The 21842-nt window shown below is 70.6% G+C and carries 17 protein-coding genes; 7 read left to right on the top strand and 10 right to left on the bottom strand.

Translation table 11 applies throughout. The annotated features are described in order from the left end of the window. Positions 1-42 precede the first annotated feature (42 nt). The 3 genes from DMP23_RS01505 to DMP23_RS01495 are packed head-to-tail and all read left to right on the top strand — an operon-like array spanning position 43 to position 2473. On the top strand, positions 43-1497 hold the full coding sequence (locus DMP23_RS01505) for a hydrogenase large subunit (protein ID WP_337819915.1): 1455 nt from the start codon (positions 43-45) through the stop codon (positions 1495-1497). 20 nt (positions 1498-1517) lie between these two features. Then, positions 1518-1697 carry a hypothetical protein gene (locus DMP23_RS01500; RefSeq protein WP_337819914.1) on the top strand — a complete coding sequence of 60 codons (180 nt, stop codon included), beginning with the start codon at positions 1518-1520 and terminating at the stop codon, positions 1695-1697. Next, positions 1694-2473, top strand: coding sequence for a hypothetical protein (locus DMP23_RS01495; RefSeq protein ID WP_337819913.1), 780 nt, complete (start codon positions 1694-1696; stop codon positions 2471-2473). The genes DMP23_RS01500 and DMP23_RS01495 overlap by 4 nt, the downstream gene beginning before the upstream one ends. Before the next feature lie 59 nt (positions 2474-2532). Here the strand turns inward: DMP23_RS01495 and DMP23_RS01490 are convergent, their stop codons facing one another. The 3 genes from DMP23_RS01490 to DMP23_RS01480 all read right to left on the bottom strand — a co-directional run bounded on the left by DMP23_RS01490 (position 2533) and on the right by DMP23_RS01480 (position 4977). Beyond that, positions 2533-3084, bottom strand: coding sequence for a DUF6069 family protein (locus DMP23_RS01490; protein WP_337819912.1), 552 nt, complete (start codon positions 3082-3084; stop codon positions 2533-2535). A gap of 44 nt (positions 3085-3128) precedes the next feature. Then, positions 3129-3722: a DUF308 domain-containing protein gene (locus tag DMP23_RS01485; RefSeq protein WP_037818626.1), complete on the bottom strand. Its 594-nt coding sequence runs from the start codon at positions 3720-3722 to the stop codon at positions 3129-3131. An 88-nt stretch (positions 3723-3810) separates the two neighbouring features. Further along, the gene (locus tag DMP23_RS01480) at positions 3811-4977 is read right to left on the bottom strand and encodes a cytochrome P450 family protein (RefSeq protein ID WP_337819911.1); all 1167 of its coding nucleotides are present in this window, start codon (positions 4975-4977) and stop codon (positions 3811-3813) included. A 67-nt stretch (positions 4978-5044) separates the two neighbouring features. On the opposite strand from DMP23_RS01480, the gene DMP23_RS01475 reads away from it, so the two are divergent. Together DMP23_RS01475 and DMP23_RS01470 are read left to right on the top strand one after the other, a co-directional pair. Continuing rightward, positions 5045-6106, top strand: a complete 1062-nt coding sequence (locus DMP23_RS01475) for a TetR/AcrR family transcriptional regulator (RefSeq protein WP_337819910.1) — start codon at positions 5045-5047, stop codon at positions 6104-6106. A gap of 83 nt (positions 6107-6189) precedes the next feature. Then, positions 6190-7107, top strand: a complete 918-nt coding sequence (locus DMP23_RS01470; protein ID WP_337819909.1) for an XRE family transcriptional regulator — start codon at positions 6190-6192, stop codon at positions 7105-7107. 45 nt (positions 7108-7152) lie between these two features. On the opposite strand, the gene DMP23_RS01465 is transcribed toward DMP23_RS01470, so the two are convergent. The 6 genes from DMP23_RS01465 to DMP23_RS01440 all read right to left on the bottom strand — a co-directional run bounded on the left by DMP23_RS01465 (position 7153) and on the right by DMP23_RS01440 (position 16153). Then, positions 7153-10452, bottom strand: a complete 3300-nt coding sequence (locus DMP23_RS01465; protein WP_337819908.1) for a protease pro-enzyme activation domain-containing protein — start codon at positions 10450-10452, stop codon at positions 7153-7155. Positions 10453-10627: 175 nt separating this feature from the next. Then, positions 10628-11782, bottom strand: a complete 1155-nt coding sequence (locus DMP23_RS01460) for an MFS transporter (protein ID WP_337819907.1) — start codon at positions 11780-11782, stop codon at positions 10628-10630. Positions 11783-12084: 302 nt separating this feature from the next. Beyond that, positions 12085-13254, bottom strand: coding sequence for a S8 family peptidase (locus DMP23_RS01455; protein WP_134663443.1), 1170 nt, complete (start codon positions 13252-13254; stop codon positions 12085-12087). 61 nt (positions 13255-13315) lie between these two features. After that, complete coding sequence (locus DMP23_RS01450) at positions 13316-13780, bottom strand: thioredoxin family protein (protein ID WP_337819906.1); 465 nt, start codon at positions 13778-13780, stop codon at positions 13316-13318. Between the two features lie 10 nt (positions 13781-13790). Further along, complete coding sequence (locus tag DMP23_RS01445) at positions 13791-15473, bottom strand: cytosine permease (RefSeq protein ID WP_337819905.1); 1683 nt, start codon at positions 15471-15473, stop codon at positions 13791-13793. After that, entirely contained in the window at positions 15470-16153 is a 684-nt protein-coding gene (locus tag DMP23_RS01440) for a tRNA-dependent cyclodipeptide synthase (RefSeq protein WP_337819904.1), read from the bottom strand. Before DMP23_RS01440 ends, DMP23_RS01445 begins: the two co-directional genes overlap by 4 nt. A gap of 227 nt (positions 16154-16380) precedes the next feature. Here DMP23_RS01440 and DMP23_RS01435 point away from each other — a divergent pair, with 227 nt between their 5' ends. Together DMP23_RS01435 and DMP23_RS01430 are read left to right on the top strand one after the other, a co-directional pair. Then, the gene (locus tag DMP23_RS01435) at positions 16381-17334 is read left to right on the top strand and encodes a LysR family transcriptional regulator (RefSeq protein ID WP_134733314.1); all 954 of its coding nucleotides are present in this window, start codon (positions 16381-16383) and stop codon (positions 17332-17334) included. Beyond that, positions 17310-18254: a LysR family transcriptional regulator gene (locus DMP23_RS01430; protein ID WP_337819903.1), complete on the top strand. Its 945-nt coding sequence runs from the start codon at positions 17310-17312 to the stop codon at positions 18252-18254. Before DMP23_RS01435 ends, DMP23_RS01430 begins: the two co-directional genes overlap by 25 nt. Before the next feature lie 60 nt (positions 18255-18314). Here the strand turns inward: DMP23_RS01430 and DMP23_RS01425 are convergent, their stop codons facing one another. Next, the gene (locus tag DMP23_RS01425) at positions 18315-21677 is read right to left on the bottom strand and encodes a S8 family serine peptidase (protein WP_337819902.1); all 3363 of its coding nucleotides are present in this window, start codon (positions 21675-21677) and stop codon (positions 18315-18317) included. Positions 21678-21842: the final 165 nt, after the last annotated feature.

Genomic DNA, 21842 nt, shown 5'->3' with positions numbered 1-21842 from the left:
GTCGTTGCTGCACGCGGCGGCGCTGGCCGGGGGAGGGGGCTCGTGAACGTACGGGAAGCGGCTCCGGCGGAGTTGCCCGCGGCGGCAGAATCGTTGCTGGCAGACGGATTCCGCGTCGCACTCGTGTCCGGGCACGACGACGGCGACCGGTTGCGCGCGGTGTATTTGTTCCTGGCCCCTGGCGACCGCCGGGCCGAAGTGCACGTGCGGCTCCCGGCGTCCGACCCGCGGCTGCCGAGCCTGGCCCGGCTGTCGTTCCCGGCGGGCCGGTTCGAGCGCGAGATGCGCGACCTGTTCGGCATCGTGCCGGAAGACCACCCGTTGCCCCGGCGGCTGGTCCGGCATTTCCACTGGCCGCGCGGGTGGTACCCGATGCGGGCCGGCGCCGGTGCGCCGCCGGAGTTCGGCGAGGCCGACGGGCCGTATCCGTTCCGCGCGGTGGAAGGGGCCGGGGTGTCGGAGATCCCGGTCGGCCCGGTGCACGCCGGGATGATCGAGCCGGGGCACTTCCGGTTTTCGGTGTCGGGCGAGACGATCCTGAATCTCAAGGCCCGGCTGTGGTTCGTCCACAAAGGACTGGAGGCGCTGTTCGCGGGCCGCGAGCCCGAGGCCGGGATCGAACTGGCCGAACGGATCAGCGGCGACACCGCGGTCGGGCACGCGCTGGCCTACTGCCTCGCCGTGGAGGACGCGCTGGGCATGACGGTGTCCGCGGACGCTGCCCGGGTCAGGGCGGTCCTGCTGGAGCTGGAACGGATCCACAACCACGTGGCCGATCTCGGCGCGCTGTGCAACGACGTCGGGCACTCGGTGCTGAACTCGCACGCGCAGACGGTGCGGGAGAAGCTGTTGCGGCACAACGAGGAAGTCACCGGGCACCGGCTCCTGCGCGGCGGTGTAAGACTCGGCGGGGCTCGGCTGGTCCGATTGCCGGACGCGGCGCGAGTGCGGGCGTTGGCCGCCGAAGGCGAGGAGATCGCTTCGCTGGCGGTGGAGCATTCCGTGGTCCGTGATCGATTCGCGGGCACGGCGGTGCTTTCGACGCGCCAGGCGGAGGATCTCGGGACGCTCGGGTACGTCGCGCGGGCCAGCGGTCTTCGCCGCGACGCACGGTACGAGCACCCGTTTCTCGACTTGGGCGAGCCGGTGCGCCACTCGCGGACCGACGGCGACGTGCTCGCCCGGTTCCTGGTGCGAGCGGAGGAGATCGCCCATGCGGCGGCGCTCGTGGAGCGGCTGACCGGATCGCTGGGCGACCGGTCGGAGACCGCGGATCCCGGCGGTTCGCGGTCCGGAACCGGAGTGGCCGAGGGCTGGCGCGGCACGATCGTGCACCGCGTCGAACTCTCCGCCGGAGTGCTGAGCCGCGTCAAAGCCGTCGACCCGAGCTTCTTCAACTGGCCCGCGCTGCCGGTGGCTCTCGTGGACACGATCGTCCCGGATTTCCCGCTCGCCAACAAGAGTTTCAATCTTTCCTACGCGGGCAACGACCTGTGAAAACCTCTACCGGAGACAGCATGCCGAGTGAATTCGTCAGGGAACTGAAGCGGGGCGTCGCGGCGGCGCGCCAGGCCTTGGAATCGGCGGGCGAGGACGACGCCGACGCCCACCGCGCACGGCTGGCGGAGCTGCGGGACATCGCGCGGCACAACGAGGTCGACCTCGACGGCGCGGACGCGGGCGAGACCCGCCGGTGACCGGGCTAGCGGTGGTCGGGGACAGCGCTCCTGGCGAACCGGAACCCCCGCTGGCGCTGCTGAGCGCCGACGCGCAGGCGATCCGGGAGCACACCGGCGTGCCGGCGTCGGCGTTCGCGGTGCGGTCGCGGAACGCGGGCGAGCTGTCGGTCGCGCTGCGATCCTTGCCGGGCGCGGTCGAAGCGGTGTACCTGACCGGGGCGGACCCGGCGAAAGCCCGTGCGGCGCAACGGGACGTCGCCGCAGGCGGCGGGCTGCCGGTGATCACCGAGGAGGAGACGGCGGCCATCGCCATGGCCGCCGCGGTGCTGGTCCGGTCGCGGCGGCTGCACGTCGCGCCGTTCGCCGCGAAAGTCGTGGTGGCGGGCTCGGACACGATGCCGTTGCTGGTGCCGCTGCTGGTCGCGTCCGGGATCGGGGAGGTACTGGCCTGGCGGCGCGACGACGCGGCCGGGTACCCGCTCGCCGAGATCGCGCGGAACGCGACCGCGGTGGCCGACCCGGCCGGTGAACTGGGCGGATCCGCCCTGGCGGCACCGGAACGAAGCGCGCGGCTGCTGCCGCTGCCCGGCTTGTTCGCGGCGGTGCGGCGGGGGCTGGTCGCGCGGCCGGTGAACGATCCGCTGTACCAGCTGGACGTGCACCGGGCTTGTGCGCACGCGCTGACGACGCTCACACCGGTGGACCGGCTGCTGCCGGAGCTGTCCGATCCTGATCTGGCCGCGCGGGTGCTGGACGCGATCGAGGAGGCGCTGCGGCCGCGGGGGCGGCGGTAGCCGCGTCGGCTGATCGGCGTTGCGGACGGCCCGGCGATCCGGTCACGCCGTCCCGGACGTCAGCGGTCGTAATACGAAGTCGGCCCCTCCGGCCACTGCCGCGTAGGCGGAGGAGGCGGCGGCTGCTGCTCCGCCCGGCTGCTCTTCTTCCGCCGATGCAACGTCCGGGCACTCGCCGCCATGCTGCTCACCAGCGAAGCGATCACCAGCCCGATCACGAGGTTGATCGCCGCCGTCGCGATTTTCGCTTCCAGGCCCACCGTCAGGGTGAGCGGCAGGACCACCGCGATGGCTGTCACCAGCACCATGATCCAGCCGAAAAACTGGCCCGGCGCCGGGGTCGCCACGCTCAGCAAGTGCATCAGTCCGGTCGCCAGCAGGGCGACGGCAGCGGCGGAGATCGCGTACGTCGGCGTGCTCGCCTTGCCCCACAGGCCGTCACCCTTCGGGGCCAGGACCGGCACGTCGAAGATGCCTCGCGCGATCAGCAGGCCCACTACCGCCACGAGGGCCGCGACCACCGCGGTGGCCACGCCGCCTGCCCACAACCTCGCTGCGTCGATGCCTGGCCGGGTGTCCTCCCCGTAATTGCCGGGGTACTGCTGAACCATCGGGCGGTCCTTCCCTCGCGCATGCGGTCGCTTCGATTGTCGCCCTACCGAGGCTGTTCCGCCGGATCGGCGGATTTCGCCAGCGAGCGCAGCCGGAACGACAGGACCACCAGGGTTACCCCGTAAATCACCGCGTAAATCCCGATCAGCAGCGCGACGCCGAACGCGCCCGCGATCGGGTGGAACAGCACGAGCACCCCGGCGATGACCGAAAGCGCGCCCGCCGCGATCAGGAACGCCTCGCCGGTGATCTGCTTGCGCAAGCGGATCGCGGCGACGATTTCCATGATCCCGGTGACGACCGCCCACGCCCCGACGAGCGTCGCCAGCACCAGCACGGTCACCCCGGGCCACACGAGCGTCATGATCCCGGCGATCAGGCCCAGCACGCCGAGCACCGCGTACGCGATCCGGTGCGCGCCGTCGCCCGGCCGGAACGCCTGCATGATCGCGCCGGCCGCGTCGATGAGCACGTAGATCCCGAACAGGAAAGCCAGCGCCAGCACGGTGATCCCCGGCCACACCAGCGCCAGCACGCCGAACAGGACGCCCAGGATCCCGCGCGTGAGCACGAGCGGCCACGCGCGCCGCGGGTCGAGCACCGCGAAGCCGAGGACGGGCGGAATGGGCGTGGACATCGAGGGCCTCCCGGGGGTGTGGTGCTGACCTGGCAAAACGGTAGCCGGACCAGGGCAGCACCGCCGGGACCTCACCCGATCGAGGGCGCTACCAGGCGACGGTCAATCCGGCTAGCCGCCACGTCCCGGGGTCGGGTACCCGCTTCGCCTCGAGGACACGCAACCCGGCGAACCGGTCCAGCAGCGCGGTCAGCGCCACCTCCGCCTGCACCCTCGCGAACGACGCGCCTAGGCAGAAATGCGGCCCGTGCGCGAAACCGAGGTGTGCGCCTGCCGAGCGGCGGACGTCGAAGCGGTCCGGGTCGGAGAAGACGCGCGGGTCCCGGTTCGCCGCCGCGATCGACGCGGTCACCGGCTCGCCCTGGCGGATCTGCACGCCGTGCAATTCCAGGTCCTCGGTCGCCCGCCGGGGAATCGTCAGCAGCTGCGAACCGCACCAGCGCATCAATTCCTCGACCGCGCCCGGCCACAGTTCCGGTTCCCGGCGCAGCACTTCGAGCTGATCCGGGTGCGACAGCAGGGTTTCCACCGCGTTGGCGATGAAATTCGCCGGGGTCTGCCCGGCGAGCACGAGCTGCCAGACCAGCGCGACGGCTTCCGTTTCGGACAGGCCCGCGCTCGTCAGATGCGTCAGCATCGCGCTGTCCGGATGCGCGACCAGCGTTCGCGAGCTGTCGATGATCCCGGGCACGGCGGCCGCGAATCCCTCGCCGGACACCTGCACGACCGCGGCGCCGTATTCGTGCCAGCGCGGCCGTTCGGCTTCCGGCACGCCGACCAGCGCGCAGATGACCTCCATCGGCAGCGGCCGGGCGAACTCGGCCAGCAGGTCGACCGGGCCGTCCGCGGGCAATGCGTCGAGGTAGCGGGCCACGATTTTCTCGATCTCCGGCCGGAAATCCAGCGCGCGGCGGGCGGCGAACGCGGGCGTGGCGAGACGGCGCAGCCGGGCGTGTTCGGCGCCTTCCATTTCCTGCATGGTCCGCAGGTAGGGGCGGCAGTGCTCGGGGACGTCCGGACGCTGATAGCTGGCCTCGCTCAAGGCGAACCGCTGGTCGGTGAGCATCGCGCGGGCTTCGGCGTGCCGCGTGAGGACCCACATCGGCGGGAAGCCGGGGCCGGTGAGCTTGGCCAGCGGGCCCTGCTCCCGGGCGGCTCCGTAGGCGGTGAACGGGTCGCTCGTGACGGCCGGATCGGTCAGGTCGAGCTCGGGAACGGGCGGTGCGGGGGACAAGGACGACCTCCAGATGGTCATTTCAGATGCTCTCATCATATGAATGGTGACGGTATCTTGGCAAGGAAGCGGACCGGGAGGACTCACGATGGCGCGGCTGACCAGGGCGCAGACGCAGGAGCGCAACCGGGCGAAAGTGCTGGCCGCCGCCCGCGAGGAGTTCACCGAGCGCGGCTTCCGCGACGCCAAGATCGACGTGATCGCCGAGCGCGCCGAGCTGACCCGCGGCGCGGTCTACTCCAACTTCCCCGGCAAGCGCGCGCTCTACTTCGCCGTGCTCGCCGCCGAAGCGGAACGGTTCGCCGCCCAGCCGCCTGAACCGGACCCGGGCCTGACCCCCGCCGAAGCGCTCGGCGCGTTCGCCCGTGCGTGGGTCGCGCGGCTGCCGCTGGCCACCGATCCGGACGCGCGTCTCGGCGTCGACCTGCTCCCGGAAATTCTCGCCGACGAACTCACCCACCGGCCGTACGCCCAGTTGCTGCGGTTCGACGCGATCGTGCTCGGCCTAGTGCTGGAGCGCCTTTCACCCTCGTCCGGACGGCTGGTGCGGGTGGCGGAAGCGGCGCTGACGATGCTGCACGGGGCGAGTCAGCTCGCTGCCGCGGCACCCGGTTTCGGGGAGCCGTTCAACGTCGTGCGTGCGTGCGAAGCGTTGCCCGCGCTGGGACTTGCCGACACCTGGCCGGAGCCGCCGATCGTGCCGCAAGCGAAAGCAGTCGGGGAAACCTGGGCCCCGCCGGAGGTTTTCGACGCCCTGCGCGAGCGTTCGGTCCGCATCGACGGCGACGGGGTGGTCGCGGTGATCGGGCTGCACCGGCTGTCCGCGGTGGAAGAAGCCTTGCGTGCGGCCAAGAATGTCACGCTGGTCGTGGTGACGGGTCAGCCGGGAGAGCTGGTGCCGCTGACCAATCTGGTGCTGGCGGATCTGCGCGGCCTGCTGAAGCGGTCGTGTCCGGGATCGGCGTGGCCGGACGTGCGAGTGATCGTGGACGAGACCGGCGCGGTGGCCGCCGCGGCCGGGGTCTCGGCGGTCAGCGACGCGACCGAGACCGCGATCCGGGTCCACAATGGACAGATTGTGCTGCGGGCGGAGGGCTTCGGCGCCTGCCACGCCGCCGCGACGAGCACCGTCCCCGCGGAAACCCGGTAAGCCGCGCAAACCCTTCCGACGTCGGTGGACAGGGCAGGCGCCGCGGCAGATAGTGGAGCGAAGATCGGCCGAAGGGGGCGGCGATGGCCGAAATCGCTCCGGTGGACCGGCAGTTGCGCAGCCTGCTGCGGCACGGCACGTTCGCGCAGGTCCTCGACCACGCGCTGAACGTCCGGGGACTGAGTCTCGAACAGGTCCGGCAGCGGCTCGCCGGGCGGGGCGTGCGGGTCAGCCGGGCGGCGCTGAGCTACTGGCGCCACGGCCGCAGCCGTCCGGAACGGGCCGAATCGCTGCGCGCGGTGCGGGCGCTGGAGGCGGTGCTCGGCCTGCCGCCGGAATCGCTGGTCGCGCTGCTCGGCCCGCCCCGGCCGCGGGGCAGGGGAGCGGCGGCGGAACCGGGGGCCATCGACCGCAAACGGCTGTGGCCGGGCCACCGGCCGCTGCTGGCGGAGCTGGACCTGCCGCCGGACAGCCTGGTGCGCCGCCTCGACGTGCACGAGCACCTGCGGGTGGACGAGCATCGGCGGCTGACCCGGGTGCACACCCGGCTGGTCGTGGAGGCGATGGCCGACCGGGTCGACCGGTGCGTGGTGTTCCTGTGGGCCGAGCAGTCCGCCCCGGCGCTGCCCGCCGAGGTCCGGTACTGCCGACCCGGCCGGATCCGGGTCGACGCCGAAGCCGGGGCGACGGTCTGCGAACTGCTGCTGGACCAGCGGCTCGCGACGGGCGAGCGCAGCGTGCTCGAGTACACCGCGGTCTACCCGCCCGGCCCGGAACTGACCTTCTACCACCACCGGTTCACCCGCCCGGTGCGGCAATACCTGCTGCAGGCGGAGTTCGCCGGCGCCCCGCCCGCCACCTGCGTGCCGTTCCGCCAGAACAGCGTGCAGGCGCCGCGGCGGCCCGGTCCGCCGCTGTGGATCGGGGCCTCCCGGACCGCGCACCTGGTGCTGACCGACGTCCGGCCGGGCATCGCGGGCCTGTCCTGGGAATGGGCTTGACCGGCGGTTTTCCGGGAACCGCCGGTCAAGCCCCTGCGCACCCGGTCAGTAGACGAACCAGGGGACCTGCACCTTTCCCGCCGTGCCTGACGTGTCGGTGGCGGTGATCGTCGAGTTCAGCAGACCCGAGGTGGTCTGCGGGTTTCCGGAGATCACGCCGGTGGCGCGGTCGATGGTCAGCCCCGAGGGCAGTCCGGCGGCACTCCAGGAGTAGCTGCCGGTGCCGCCGGAGGCGCGCATCGCCAGGTGCACCGGCGAACCGTGCGGCACCGCCTGGAAGCCCGGGTCGGCCACGGTGACCGGACCGGACGAACCGCCCTGCACGGTGAGCGTGAACGTGGTGTCGTGGCTCGCGGTGGCGTTCTTGCCGGTGATCGTCACCTGGTACGTCCCCTGCGGGGTGGAGGCGCTGGTGGCGATCGTCAGCTTCGCCGAACCGCCCGCGTTGACCGACGCCGGATCGAACGTTGCGCTCGCCCCGGAGGGCAATCCGCTGGCGGACAACGCGATGTCGCCGCCGGACGGAGGAGTGGTGCCGATCTGCTGGTTCGCCCAGTCGCCCATCGAACCCCACAGCTTTCCGTGCGCGTTGTAGGACGCACAGTCGGTGCGCAGCCAGGAGAAGACGCCGTAGATCTTGCCGTTGTAGTAGTACGGCCCGCCCGAATCGCCTTGGCACAGGCCCTTGCTGCCGTCGCCGTAGCCGTCGCAGAACATGTATTCCGGCTTGAACACCGACGAATCAATGGTGCTGCAGTTCGAACCGTCCACTGTGGGCAGTACGACCTCGCGCAGCTTGGTGTTCTTGGTGGCGTCGTTGGCGTCGGTCTTGCCGTAGCCGATGGCCGTGCCTTGGGTGCCGAGCGGCAGATTGTCGGCGGAGGACGCGATCTTCGGGTAGGTCATGCCCGCCGGAACGGGGATGTCGGTCTTGGTGAAGATGATCGCGACGTCGTTGCCGTTGCGCCAGCCCTGGTCGCTCTGCGGGCTGTAGTCCGGGTGGATCCGGAATTCCGCGATCTCGATCCGGGTGCCCTTGCTCGTGTCGTTCAGGTCGTCCCGCCCGTAGATGAGGTACTTCGGGTCGCCGTCGGCGAACTTGCAGTGCGCCGCGATCAGCACCGCCCGTTTGGCGACCACGCTGCCGGTGCAGGACTGCTCCTGCGGGCGCACCCCGCCGGTGCGGTGTTCGGAAATGATGAACGGGTACTTGGCGACGGTGGTCGTCTGCCCGTTGATCACGCTCGGGCTCGCCGACGGCGCGGTGCCGTTCACCGCGGTCGTCGAGACGGTGGCGGTGGCGGATTGCCCGGCGTTGACCGACGCCGATGCCGGGTCGACGCTGAGTGAGAAATCGCCTTGGCCGGAACCGTTGACGGTGAGCGTGACCGGGGTCGTGTGCGTGGCGTCCGTGGCTTTTCCGGTCACCGTCACGGTTGTCTGCCCGGGTGAGGCCGAGGAGGATGCCGCTAGGGTGAGGGTGGAGGTGCCGCCTGCGGTTACCGAAGACGGGTCGAATGTTGCTGTGACACCGGCCGGGAGCCCGCTCGCCGACAACGCGATGCTTTGCGCGCTGCCCTTGACGACCTTGGTGGTGATCTTCGTGGTCGCCGACTTGCCCGGGTCGACGCTGAGCGAGGCCGGGTCCGCGGCGAGGGAGAAGTCGTTGGCCGCGGGCGGCGTCGCGCCGTTGATCAGCGGGTCTGCCAGGTTGTCGCCCTGCATGGAACCCCAGCCGGTGCACAGGTCGTAGCCGGTGCCCGCGTCGTAGGTGCCGTTGTTGCCGGAGACGACGTCGTGGAACGCCGAGGAGTACTGCGAGGACTGCGCGATCGAGTACACCGTGGGGTTGATGGCGCCGAGGTTGCTCTTGCCCGCGCTTTTCGCTTTCTGGTTGACCATCGCGAGATATCCGGCCCACAACGGGGAGGACAGGCTCGTCCCGCCGACGTCCTGCCAGCCGCCGTTCATGTACACCGAAAGCGCGCCGGCTCCGTAGTCGGCGTCGAGCGCGACGTCGGGCACCGAACGGTATTTGCTGCTGCCCGGCTGCCAATCCGGCTTGCTGTAGACCGCCGAATACCCGCCGCCGGAGCGGGTGTTGCCGGTGCCGCCCTGGTTCCAGCACGATTCCGACTGGTAAGTGCCCGCGCTGTCGCTCGTCCGCAGCTGCGTGCCGCCGACGCCGGTGAACAGCGGGTCGCTGGCCGGGTAGTCGGCCTGCACGGTGGAGTTGTCGCCGTTGTAGCCGCAGCCGGTGGCTCCCCAGTCCCCGGAGGCCGACAGCAGCGTGACGCCCTGCGCGACCATCTGGGAGTAGGAATCGTGCGAGGCGGCGATCGGGTCGGACTCGCATTTCTCGCCGAGCAGCCACGAGCCCGACAGGATCGTGATCGCGTTGTCGCTCGCGATTTTCGCCATCTCGTCGACCCAGGCTTTGTCGCTGTTCGGTGCCTCATAGACGATCTGGCTCGCGCCGGGCGCGGTGGCCGCGACCGCCTGGATGTCCAGCGTCACCTCGAGCTGTCCGCTGCCCGGCTGGGAAACCCCGCCGTCCACCGGAACCACCTGGGGCTTGACCGAGGGCTGCTTGAAGTAGTTCGTCCAGGCGTCGATGTCGGACTGCTTGAACGAGTCGAACTCGATCAGCCCGACCGTCTGCCCGGATCCGTCGTAGGAGCCGGAAAGCTGCTTCATGCTGTAGGCGGTGCGGAACTGGGCGGGGGTGTAGCCGCCGCCCGGGCCGCCTGGACCGGCCGGAGCTGAGGCGCGGTGCGCGATCGGCCGGTTGGTCAGACCGGTCACCGTGCGCACGATCTTCGCGACCGAAGACGGCACGCTCGGCGCGGATTCCCTGGCGTAGAAATGCTTTCCGGCCGAGTCGGCGTAGTCGCCGAGCTGGGTGCCGAACGCCGTCTCGACCTGTCCGACGGTCCCGACCGCGTCGACCACCTGGCGGTTGGCCGAGACGTCAGTGACCCGCAGGCCCTGTTTCTCCAGGTACGCCTTCGCAGCGTCCACATCGGACTCTCGCGGCGCGTAGCGGGCCGAATAGTCCGCACTGGACAGGAAATGCCGGTAGTCCGGCGAACGCGGATCGCTGACCGAGGCGACGAACTGGGCAAGCCCGGCTTCGTCGTGCGGCCGCAGCGACAGCGCGATCGGGATCTCCCGGCCTGGATCGGTGGCGCCGAGCCGTTGCGCGCCGGCCGGTGCGGAGCCGGTGGGCGCCAGCGGCGTCCGGGGCTCTTGGGCGGCGGCCGAACCTGGTATCGCCAGGGCGGCCGTCAGGACGAGACCGGCTGCCGCGGCGGCCGGTCTCGCCCACAGGGAACGAGGGAGCACGATTCCTCCAAAGCGAAGCGGAGAAGAAACAGCCGGCCAAGGCTAGCCGCGGCGGCGGTCTGCGAATCGTGCTCGCTGAACGTTCGACGACGTTCAACGGTCATTCTGAACGACGACGTTCTCCCTGGTCAGAAAGGGTGGGGTGAAACAGTTTTCCACAGAATGGCGGGCAGGTTCACCGTGCCGGGAGAGCGAAACGGGAAAGGAAAACCGGCACGACCATCAATGCGATCGCGGTCCACGGCAGCGCGCCTGTGCCGAGCAGAACTCCGCCGGTCAGCGCGCCACCCGCGACCGCGCCGTTCCAGCTGGCGATGGTCAGCGACTGCGCGATGTCGGCCCGGCGTCCGGCCAGTACCGCGGTGACCGCTTGGAACGACGTCGGCGCGCCGCCGAAAGCCAAGCCCCACAACGCACACGCGACGAGCAGCAGTACCGGTTCGCGGCCGCCGAAGACCAGTATGCCGAAACAGCAGGCGGTGACGGCGGCGCAGCACGTGAGCACCGCGCGGGGATGCCGGTCGAGGGCGAGCCCGACCAGCCACAGCCCGGCCACCGTCGCGGTGCCGAACAGCAACAGCCCGGCGCTCAACAACGGGAGATGCCCGCGAGCGGCGTAGAATGGTCCGAGATAGGTGTAGAACATGTTGTGCGCCAAGGAAAACGCGATGACAAGCAGCAACAGGGGGCGCAGTCCTGGCGTGCGCAGCACGGCGCGGAGACTTGTCCGGGCACCCGGTTCTTCGCCGGACAGCGGCGGAACCACCGCCACGATCCACCACAGCAGCGGCACCGCGACGAGGGCCATCCCGGCGAACACCCAGCGCCAGCCGACGAGTTCGCCGAGCGCGGCCCCGGCCGGGACGCCGAACGCGAAAGCGACCGGGGTGCCCGCCATCGCGACGGCGAGCGCGCGACCGGCCCGTTCCGCGGGGACGAGCCGCATGGCGTAATTCGCCACGAGGGACCACAGGATTCCGGTGAGCGCTCCTGAAGCCACTCGCGCCACGAGCACCAGCGCGAACCACGGGGACAGCGCGATCGCCAGGTTGGTCGCGACGAACCCGGCGACGAGCAGGAGCAGGAGTTTCCGGCGGGGCATCCGGGCCGACGCCGCGGTCAACGGCAGCGCGGTGAGGGCGGTGGTGATCGCGTACACGGTGACCAGCTGCCCCGCGGCGGCCGGGGACACGCCGAGATCGGCGGCGGCCGGGAGCAGGATCCCGGCCGGGACGATCTCGGTCAGGCAGCCGAGGAACACCGACGCGGCCAAGGCCAGCAGAGCGGGCAGGGGAAGCGCGGTGCGAGCGGGCGGCGCGCTGACGTCCATGGCGGGTCCTTGGGGTCGTGGCGGTCGGCCGCGTCGGTTGTGCGGGGCGGGAGCTTGGTGGCCCGGCTGGTTATGCGGTGCGGGGTTGCGTGGTGCGGGGTTGAGGCCGGGGAGTGTGGCACCCGGGTCGGTTATGCGCTGCGGGGTGCTCGGGCTTGCATGGTCCGGGGCTGAGGCCGGGGACTGTGGCGGCCGAGTCGGCTATGCGCTGTGGGCGCGGCCTTCGGGGGAGCGGCCGGGTGGTGCCGCGACGTCCAAGGTGGGGGGCGTGGCGTCGCGGCGACCGGCCCGGCCGCGCGCGGTTACGTCGTGTGCAGCAGCAGGTTGTGCGATCCCTCGCCCGGATCGACGACCTTGTCCTTCGTCGCCGCGTCGGTCATGCCCTTGAGCACCTGGTCCGGCGTCGCGTCCGGATGCGCCGACAGGAACATCGCCGCCACCCCCGCCGCTTCCGCGGAGGCGATCGACGTGCCGGAAACCACGCTCGACGCGCAATCGCCGGTGTTGCCCGCCGTCGGAATGTCCTTGCCTGGTGCGTAAAGGTCCACGCAGCTGCCGAAGTTCGAGGACGGCACCCGGTGGTCGGCCTGATCGGTGGCGCCCACGGTGATCCCGGTGGTCTGCCGGGCGGGCGTGATGTCGCAGGCGTTCACTCCGGCACCGCCGGTGCCGTTGCCCGCGGCTACGGTGTAGGCGAGGCCGTTCTGGGTCATCTTGTAGAGCTGGATGTCGAGGACCGTGCCGCTGGGACCGGCGAAGCTGAGGTTCAGCACGGCCGGGCGCTGTGCGTTGAGGTTCACCCAGTCCAAAGCGGACAGAATCTCCTCCGACGTGCCCGTGCCGTCGCAGCCGAGGGTGCGCACCGATTCGACCGAAGCCTCTTTCGCGACACCGTAGTGGCGGCCCGCGATGGCGGCTGCGACCTGGGTGCCGTGGCCGTTGCAGTCCGTTCCGCTCTGGTCCGCGTCGGGGTCGACCGCGTCGTACGCGGCGTGGGCGCGTCCGCCGAAGTCGTGGTGGCTCGTGCGCACCCCGGTGTCGAGCACGTACACGTGCACGTTGGCCGCGGTGTTCGGGTAGGTGTAGCTGCCGTCGAGCGGGAGGTCTGCCTGGTCGATCCGGTCCTGTCCCCACGAAGGCGGGTCGTCCTGGGTCCCGGCCGCGGTGTAGACCTGGTTGTCCCCGACCGTGGTGACCGCGGCGTCGGTGAGGTACTTGTCGTGCTGTTCCCGGGTCGCGGAAAGGGAAAACGCCTGCGACACCGAGTAGTAGACCCGGCGCAGCGTGCCGCCGTACTTGGCGATCAGCGCGTTCGCGGCGGCGGTGACCTTGTCCTTGTCTTTGTCCATCGGCTTGAGCCGCACGATGTACACCGCGGTGTCGTCCGGCGCGGCGGAGGCCGCCGCCGGCAGCACGCCGGCCGCGACCGAGAGCAGGGCCGCCAGCACGACGGCTTTCGGGGTGCGTTTCATGGTCGTCCCTTCGGGGAGCCTCCGCCGGGATCTCGGGGAATCCCGGCGGAGGCGGGCGCGGTCAGAGGTTGTTCAGCCAGGTGCGCAGGTCGTCCGGGCCGCTGCCCTCGTCGAAGCCGACCACCCGGCTGCCCTTCTCCTGTCCTGCGGAGATGTCGATCAGCGTGGGGATGTACTCGATGCCGTACTTGTCGGCGATGTCCTTGTTCTGGCCCTGTTCGCTCAGGTCCACCTTCGCCCAGATCCACTTGCCGCCGTCGGCCGTGTGGTATTTCTCCAGGTACGGGGCCATTTTCTGGCAGGGACCGCACCAGCTGGCGTAGAAGTCCAGCACGACCGGCTTGGTCTTGGACATCTCCATCACCTGGTCGTAGTTGGCCGAGGTGACGTCGACGACGGTCTCGTCCTGCGGGGCCAGCGAAACGTAGGACGCCGGGGCGGCGCTCGCCGGCGTCGCCGAGGCGCCGCCGAGGACTCCCGCCGTCATCGCCGCGACGGCCGCGAACATCCGGATTCTCGTTCCCATGTTCTCTCCTCTATTCGGGGTGGGTGACGGGCACCGGCGCCGGGCGCGCCGGGGCTTCGGGGGCGGGGCCGGTTTCGGTGGGGTGGCCGGCGCCGACCCAGTCTTCGATTCCTTCGCGGTACTTGCGGATGTCGGCGTATCCGAGCTCGAGCAGCCGGGCTCCGACGAATTCGCTGTTGCGGCAAGGGGTGTTGGCGCAGTAGACGACGATCGCCGCGGTCTTGTCCGGGACCACCCGCGGCGCGTGCTCGTCGGTGAACGCCGCGGCCTGCTCGTAGGGGAAGCCCGGGATGTTGCGGGCGCCGGGAAGGTGTTCGCGGGCGTAGTAGTCGGGCGGCATGGTGTCGACGACGATCACCGTGCCCTCGTCCATCGCGGTTTTCAGCTCTTCGCGGCCGATCAGCGGCAGCATGCCGGTTCCTCCCGGGTTCCGGCGGCGGGCAAGCAGGCCCGCCGCGAGGTGACTGACGACTGCCACGACCACCGAGTTGATCGTGGGAATCCCGAAATCGAAGACGAGCGCGAAAGCCGTCCCGAGCGCCCAGCTGACCAGCGCCGCGAGCTCCCAGTCGCGCCCGGCGACCGCTTGTCCCCGGCGCAGGGCGGCGAAAACCGGACGGCACCGGCGAAGCACGAAGTACTCCGCGATGAGCACCCCGGCGACCGGCGGGGCGAGCACGCCGACCGCGGTCAGGAACCCGGCGAAGTGGTCGGCGATCCCGAGTGCGGACGCCGCCGTGCCGAACACCCCGAGCACCAGGACCACGCGCACCCGGCCGACCTTCCGGTCGAACAGCACGTCCACGACGTTGACCAGGCCGAGCGAGGAGGAGTAGAGGTTCCAGTCGTTGATCTTGAGGATCGCGGTGGCCAGCACCAGGGTGCCGAGCAGCCCCGAGGAGGAGGTGACGATGCCGACGACGTCCGAGGTCGCGGCGGCGTGCGCGAGCAGCACGCCGATCAGCCCGATCAGGTACTCGCCGAGCGTCACGCTGAGCACGGTCTGCTTGACGACGTCGGCGCGGGTGCGGTTGAACCGCGTCATGTCCGGGGTCATCAGCGCGCCGAGGATGAACGCCCCGGACACCAGCGTGGTCGCCGCGCCGAGCGACAGCGGCGGTCCCGGCGGGGGAGCGGAAATCAAGTCCGCCAGCGAGTGCGTGTGCAGTGCGTCGAGCACCGAATACCCGGCCAGCAGCAGGAAAGCGGGCACGGTCAGGTAGGCGGTCCAGGCCATCAGGCGGAAGCCGTAGACCGTGATCACGGTGATCACCAGGCCGCCGGCCAGCGCCCAGCCCCATTCCGGCACCGTGCCGCCGAGGGCGTGCATCCCGTGCGCGAACACCCCGTTCTGCACGCCGAACCAGCCCGCGAGGCTGACCGCCACCAGCAGGCCGACCAGCGCGGACCCCTTCCGGCCGAACCCGGCCCAGCGGGCCAGCACCGAGGTGGACAGTCCTTCCCGCACCCCGGCGATGCCGAGCAGCACGGTGATGACCTCCAGCAGCACCGAACCGATCGTGATGGCCAGCACCGCGTTCCAGAACGTCATGCCCCAGCCCAGCAGCGCGCCGACGATGAACTGCTGGAACGAGGACACCTGCCCGAACCGCTGCACCGCGACCGAGGGCCAGGACCGGCGGGCGGCGTCCGGGACGCGGGTCAGCGAATAGTCGTCGTGGCGGTCGCTCATCGGCCGGTCGCTTCCAGCGCGGCTTCGGCGACGACCAGGAAACCCTGGCCCGGCTCGGGCCGGAACGCGAATTCCCGGTCGAAGAACTTCCGCAGAAACGGCACCCGCTGGTGGTAGACGAACATCGACCGCGGATTTCCGGTGATCAGCCCGGAACCGGCGAACAACGGGAGTTCGGCGAGGAAGTAGCGCACCGCGAGCCGCAGCGCGCCCTCGTCCGGCACGTTTCCGGTCCGGCCCTGCAGCACCCAGGTGGAAGCGCCGTAGCAGGCGGACCGGAATGCGCTGTCGGTTTCGAAGTGGTTTTCCGCCGCCGCGAGCAGTCGCCGATAGGCGGGCAGTTCGCGCAGCCGGGCCATGCCGAGGATCCGGCTCTCCGGATCGGGCACGTCCAGCGCGCGCAGTGCGGCGGCGATCTTGTTGTGCACGTGGCAGGACTGCCGGTGCGCTTTCTGTTTCGCCCTGGCCGGCGGGTATCCGAGCGCTTCGAGCGTGTAGGCGGTGACCTCGTCCGGGACGAAAAAGCAGAACTCGGCGAAGCGGCCCGCGGTCCACGCGGCGAGCCGGGTCAGCCGGTCCGCGGTGAAATAGCCGTTGAACGGGCTCACTCCGACACAGGCGTGCCGGACGTCCGGATACAGGCGGGCGCAGCCGGAAGACAGCGGAGTCGCGTCGAACATGGAAATCCTCCACCTTTTCTCGTCTCGATTCCGCGTTTCTCCCGGCGGGGCGGGACTGGTGCGGATCACTGTGCCGGGATCCGGGCGGCGCGGGTAATGCCTGCCGGTTATGCCGTCGCGGGACGGCGAGGCCGACAGTTCGGAAAGAGGATTTCCTACTTTGGTCGGGCGATTGCCACACTTTCGCCGGTGCACTCGCGCCGGCGGACGTCATATCGTGAACTTTCGTGGAGTTGGAACTCAAGCATTTGCGCCACCTCCAGGCGATCGCGAAAGCGGGCAGCCTCAACCGCGCGGCCACCGAACTGGTGCTGCCGCAACCCGCCCTCAGCCGCGAACTGCGCAGGATCGAGGAACTGCTCGGCCGGGCGCTGTTCGAACGCGCCCGCGCCGGGGTGCGGCCCACGCCGTTCGGGCAGCTGATCCTCGACTACGCGGACGGGATCCTGGCGCGCACCGCCCGGATCGGCCCGGCCCTCGCGCAGCACTGCGCCCAGCGCGAAAGCGCGTTGCGGGTCGGCTGGTCGGAAACCGTCCTGTCCGGCCCGCTGCTTCGCGCGCTGGAGACGACCGGGCTCGGCGACCGGGCGGAGATCCGGACCGCCGAGTCGACCGCGGAGATGCTCGGCTGGTTCGGCCGCGGCGAACTCGACCTCGCCGTCCTGTCCGAACAGTGCGACGTGCCGCTGCCCGCGAACACCGGGCGGATCGACCTCGCCGAGGACCCGCTGCTGATGATGCTCCCGGACTGGCATCCGCTCGCCGCCCGGCACGAGGTGGACCTGGCCGAGCTGGAACACGAGCGGTGGATCTCCTCGACCGGGCCGGACCGCTGCCGAGAGTTCCTCGCCCGGGTGTGCGGCCCGTACGGCTTCGCCCCGGTGATCGCCCACTACGTGCCGGTCTCCGGCCCGCGCGACGAGATCGTCCGCTACCAGGGCGACGTCACGCTCGTCCAGGCCTCCCGCCCGCTCGCCCCGGGCGTGGTGCACCGCCCGGTTCCCGGACTGCGGGCGCGGACCAGCCATTTCCTGCTGTACCGGGAGGACAGTCCGGTCGCCGCGCGGGTCAGCCTGCTCGCCGGGTTGATCCTCGACGCCTATCACGACCACAAGGGCGGCTTCGACGGCCCGCGCGCGATTCCGGGGGAACTGCCGTGGCTGACCGCCCGGACCAGCTGATCCGCTCGGGCGCCGACCTCGAGCTGCGGCAGCTGAAGCTGCTGGTCGCGGTCGCCGAGGCGGGCAGCGTGACGGCTGCCGCGGCCGCACTCGGAACCACCCCGGCCAAGCTCACCCTGCGGATCCGGCGGCTGGAACGGATGATCGGCGCCCCGCTGCTGGCCGCGGAACCGGCCGGGAAGCTGTTCACCGAAACCGGCGAGCTCCTCCTCGAACACGCCTCGGCGGTGGTCCCGCAGTTCGACCGGATGCTGACCGCCGCTCGCGCCGGGCTGGAGCGCCCCGTCGCGCAGATCCGGATCGGCTCGGTGCCGACGCCCGTGCTGCCGCGGCTGATCCGCGAGGTGGGGGTGCGCAATCCCGATGCCGGGCTGACGGTTCGGACCGCCGAATCGGCTGCGGAGCTGGCGGAAGCGTTGCTGCGCGAGGAACTGGACCTCGGCCTGCTGCGCCAGGACGCCGTGCGGGAACGCCCGCTCGAATGGGTTTCGGTGGCCACGGAACCGCTGGTGGTCGGCATTCCGTCCGGACATCCGCTCGGCGTTCCGGACTCGCTCACCCCGGCCGCGCTGTCCCGACAGCGCTGCGTTCTCCTCGACCAGACCGTGCAACCGCGTACGCGGGCTCTGCTCGCGGCCTTCGCCGACGCCGGTGCTGACCCACGGCTTTGTTACGCCGACAGCGAATGGGCAGTGCTGTGTCTCGGTTACGGGGCCGGAATCCTGACCGTGACAGCGCCGCCGACGAGACCGATGCCGGACACCTCATACCGGCCGTTGCATTGCGCGGCCACGAATTCGACCCTGGTGCTCGCCTGGACGGACGACGGACTGCTCGCCGGGTGCCTCCCTCTCGTCCGGGCCGCGATGACTCGCGCGCACGCGGAGCACCTTCGCGCACTGCTCCATAGCCGTCCGTGAAGGGCTCCTTGAGGGAATCAGATTCCCTCAAGGAGTCCTTCACGGACTTCAGAACGGTCGTCAGCCGATGCGGTAGCTGTACGGCAGAGTCGCCAGCACCTCACCGGTTCCGACCTGCGGCAGACCGGTCACGCCGGTCGGCAGCGACGGCACGGTCACGATGTTCAAGTGCCCGGCCACCTGCCGCCCTCGGTTGCCCGACGGCGTGATCGTCACCAGGATCGTCGCGGTCTCGCCCGGCTTCACCAGCTGCGGCGTGCCGTTCGGGTCCACCGACTGGCCGTACGGGTCGCCGGTCGACGACGTCACCGAACCGTCGAAGCCCGCCGTCTGGATCGACGCCGTGTAGCTCGAATGCCCGGCAGGCGCGCCGTCCGGACCGAACGGGCCGATCTCCTGCACGTCGGCGAACCAGACGCCCTTGGTGACGTAGCCGGTCTTCTCGCCGATCGTCGCGACCGACACCGTGCTGCCGTTCTGCGCGGACTTCAGGTCGCCGAGCACGTCGATGCCCGCCGCCGAACCCTGGATCTCCGCCTGCGCGGGCACGGTCGAGGACGTCGCGACGGTGAACTTGCTCGTCTCCGGCGGGATCGAGTACACTGGCGCGTTCGCGTTCAGCTCCGGCAGGTCGACCTCGGTCGAACCCTGGATCGGCTGCGGCTGCAGCGTTTGCTTGGCGTTCGTGCGCGCGTCGACGCCGATGGCGATCGGTTCGATGCCGGTGTTGCGCACCGTCACCGGCACGGTCACCGCCTTGCCCGCGGCGAGCGACGCGGACTGCGGCAGCGCGGGCGCGCTGGCCGAGACCTGGTCGAAGCCGACGGTTCCGGTGAACGGCTGGTCGATCTGCTTGCCCGTCACCGGGTTCTGCACGACGAGCACGAGGTGCCAGCGGCCCGGCAGCGGGTTCGCGTCGACGAGCTGCAACGCGGTGCCCTGCTTCAGCGTGGTGGCCGAATCGAGGTAGGCGTTGCTGTTCACGTCGGCGAGTTCGCCGTTCGGGTCGACCAGGACGCCGTCGAGCAGCGTGCCCGGGTCCTGCAGCTTCACCGCGACGTCGAGGTCCCGCTTGCCGCGCGGAACGTCGAATTCGTAGGAGAAGGTCTGCGCGGGCGACACCGCGCGGGCGTTGCCGCCGGTGATCGTGCCGCCGAACGCGCCGGGGCCGTTCTTCGTCGGGATCAGCGCGCGCAGCACGGCCGACACCGTGGTCTGGTGTCCGTCGGAGCTGCCGAAGGTGATCGAGTAGTCCGCGTCGCCGCCGCTGGCCGGGGTCTGCAGCGCGACGTGCACCGGCTTCGTCTGACCGGGGTTGAGCTGCAGGATCTGCGGCGAAACCTGGCCGTACGGGACAGCCCGCTGCGCGGTGGTCGCCAGCTGGATGTCACCGGTGTAGCCGGCCTGCCCGGACGCGGAGTACAGCACCGCGGTCCACGTGCCCGCGGCCGGGCGCGTGACGTCCACGTTGGCGTAGTTCGCCGTCGCGGCCCCGCCCTGCGGACGGCTGTTGGCGACGAAGGTGCCGTCCGGCGCGAGCAGCGTCAGCCGCACCACCGGGGTGACGGACTGGCCGTTGACCGTCTTCGGGCTGCCCTGCCACGCCATCCGCGCCAGCAGCCGCTGCGCGCCGTTCGGCACGGAGAAGGTGACCTTCTTGTACGCCCAGTTCGTGCCGTTGAAATACGGGAACGTCGGCAGCTTGGCCGAGTCGAACCCGGTGGTCTGCGTCTGCGTGCCCATCGGGGCGAACGTCCGCGTGCCGGTGCTGACCGTCAGCGGCTTGGTGCCCGAGTTGGTGACGTTGACCGACGCGTGCTGTGTGCTGCCCGGCGCGCCTTCCAGCGTCAGCTGGTCGGCCGACAGCGTGATGTTCGACGAAACGCCCGCCGGTGCCCCGGTCGAACCCGGAGCGGTGAGCGCCGCTTCGACCGCCGCGCGAGCGTCGAGAAGGCCCGCGCCCTGCTCGTCGGCCGGGAGGTTGAGGTCGCGCGCGGTGCTGGTGATGATCTGCTTCACCTGTGCGGGCGTCGGCGACGCACCGTGGTGGGAATTGCGGTAACTCTGGATCACCAGCGCGGCGACGCCCGCGGTCAGCGGGGCGGATTCGCTGGTGCCGCCGAAGGATTCGAGGTCCGTGCCTTCCGGGACGGTCTTGAAGTTGCGGCATTCCGAGTACGCCGGGGAGCAGTCGGCCCAGTTGCCCTCGCCGGGTGCGACGAGGTCGATGGTGCGGCCGTTCTGCGTGATGCCGGACGAGGACAGCGCGGAGATGTTGTCGTTCACCCATTTCCCGTTGGAGAACGGGAAAGCCGCGTAGCCGGTCTGCGCGTAGAGCCGGTTGTCGGTCGTCGCGCCGGTCGAGATCACCAGCGGGTCCGTGGCCGGGCTGCCGATCGTGGACGTGGTGCCCGCGTCGCCGCTGGAAGCGGTCACGGTGACGCCCGCGGCCACGGCCTGGTCGTTGAAGACCTGGAACAGGTTGCGGGAGCTGGAATCCGGGTACTGGTTGAGGCCGAGCGACTCGTTGATCACGTCGACGTGGTCGACGGTCACCGCGTAGTCGATCGCCTGCAGCACCGCGGAGTTCGTGGCGGTCTTGCCGAAGACGTTCAGCCCGACCAGGCTCGCACCCGGCGCGACGCCCTTGACGACGATGTTGCAGCCCGCCGGGAGCGGGTGCTTCTCGTTGACGAACTTCGACAGGTCGTGCACGACGACGCCTTGCGCGGCGATCGAGGAGGCGTCGCCGAAGGCCTCGGCCCCGGCGTCGGTCGTGTTCGGGCCGTCGCCGGAGAAGTCCTGGTAGTCCGAGAACACGTGGGTGCCGTCGGGACGGATGAAGTCCGCGTAGTTCGGGTCCATGTTGTCGGCGAGGAACGCGACCTTCACGCCGGCGCCGTTGGCCAGATCGGACGCGCTCTTGCCGCCGGTGGTGCTGTACGCGCGGATCGACGTCAGCGCTTCGGGCTCCAGCAACGGTTTCGCCGGGTCGGCCGGGCAGGTCGCGTTCGGCGTGGACTGCGCGGCCGGTCCGCCTGCCTTCGGCGCGGCGGCCGGTGCGCCCGGTTTGGCGTCCGGCAGCGTCACCTTGCTGTCCGGCAGCACCTGCGCGACCGCCGGGTCGTGCGCGAGCTGTGCGGCCTGCGCGGGCGTGACCGTGGCGGAAAACGCGTTGCCGAGTGCGAAGTGCTTGACCTTGGCCGGTGCCGCGCCGGAGAGCTTGGCGAGCACCGAGTCCTGTTCTTGGGTGGCTTTGGCGCGGCGAGTGCCCGAGGCCGCCTTGGTGGGCGGCGCGCTGGGCAGCTGGTCCGCGAGGACGACGATCACCGATTGCGGCGCGGTGTCCGCCGCGGCGGCCGGTGCGGCAGCCTGCGCCGGCTGGGTCGCCCCGGCCAGCACCAGGCTGCCGGTCGCAGCCATGACCAGGGCGCGAACGGATCGCGAGGAACGCCCCATGTGCAGTTCCCACTTCCTGCTAGAAGGGTTCGTGAGTTACCGGCCCCGACGAAATCGGGCGCACTCGTGCCGCGCTCGATTTCCCGATAGCAGAACTCTTTCCGACTCCCGCACGATCCACAAGCGACA

The sequence above is a fragment of the Amycolatopsis sp. A1MSW2902 genome (assembly GCF_017312175.1).
GTDB lineage: Bacteria > Actinomycetota > Actinomycetes > Mycobacteriales > Pseudonocardiaceae > Amycolatopsis > Amycolatopsis nivea.
Note: the sequence above shows the minus strand (reverse complement) of the source record. Positions and strands in the feature narration are given on the sequence as shown.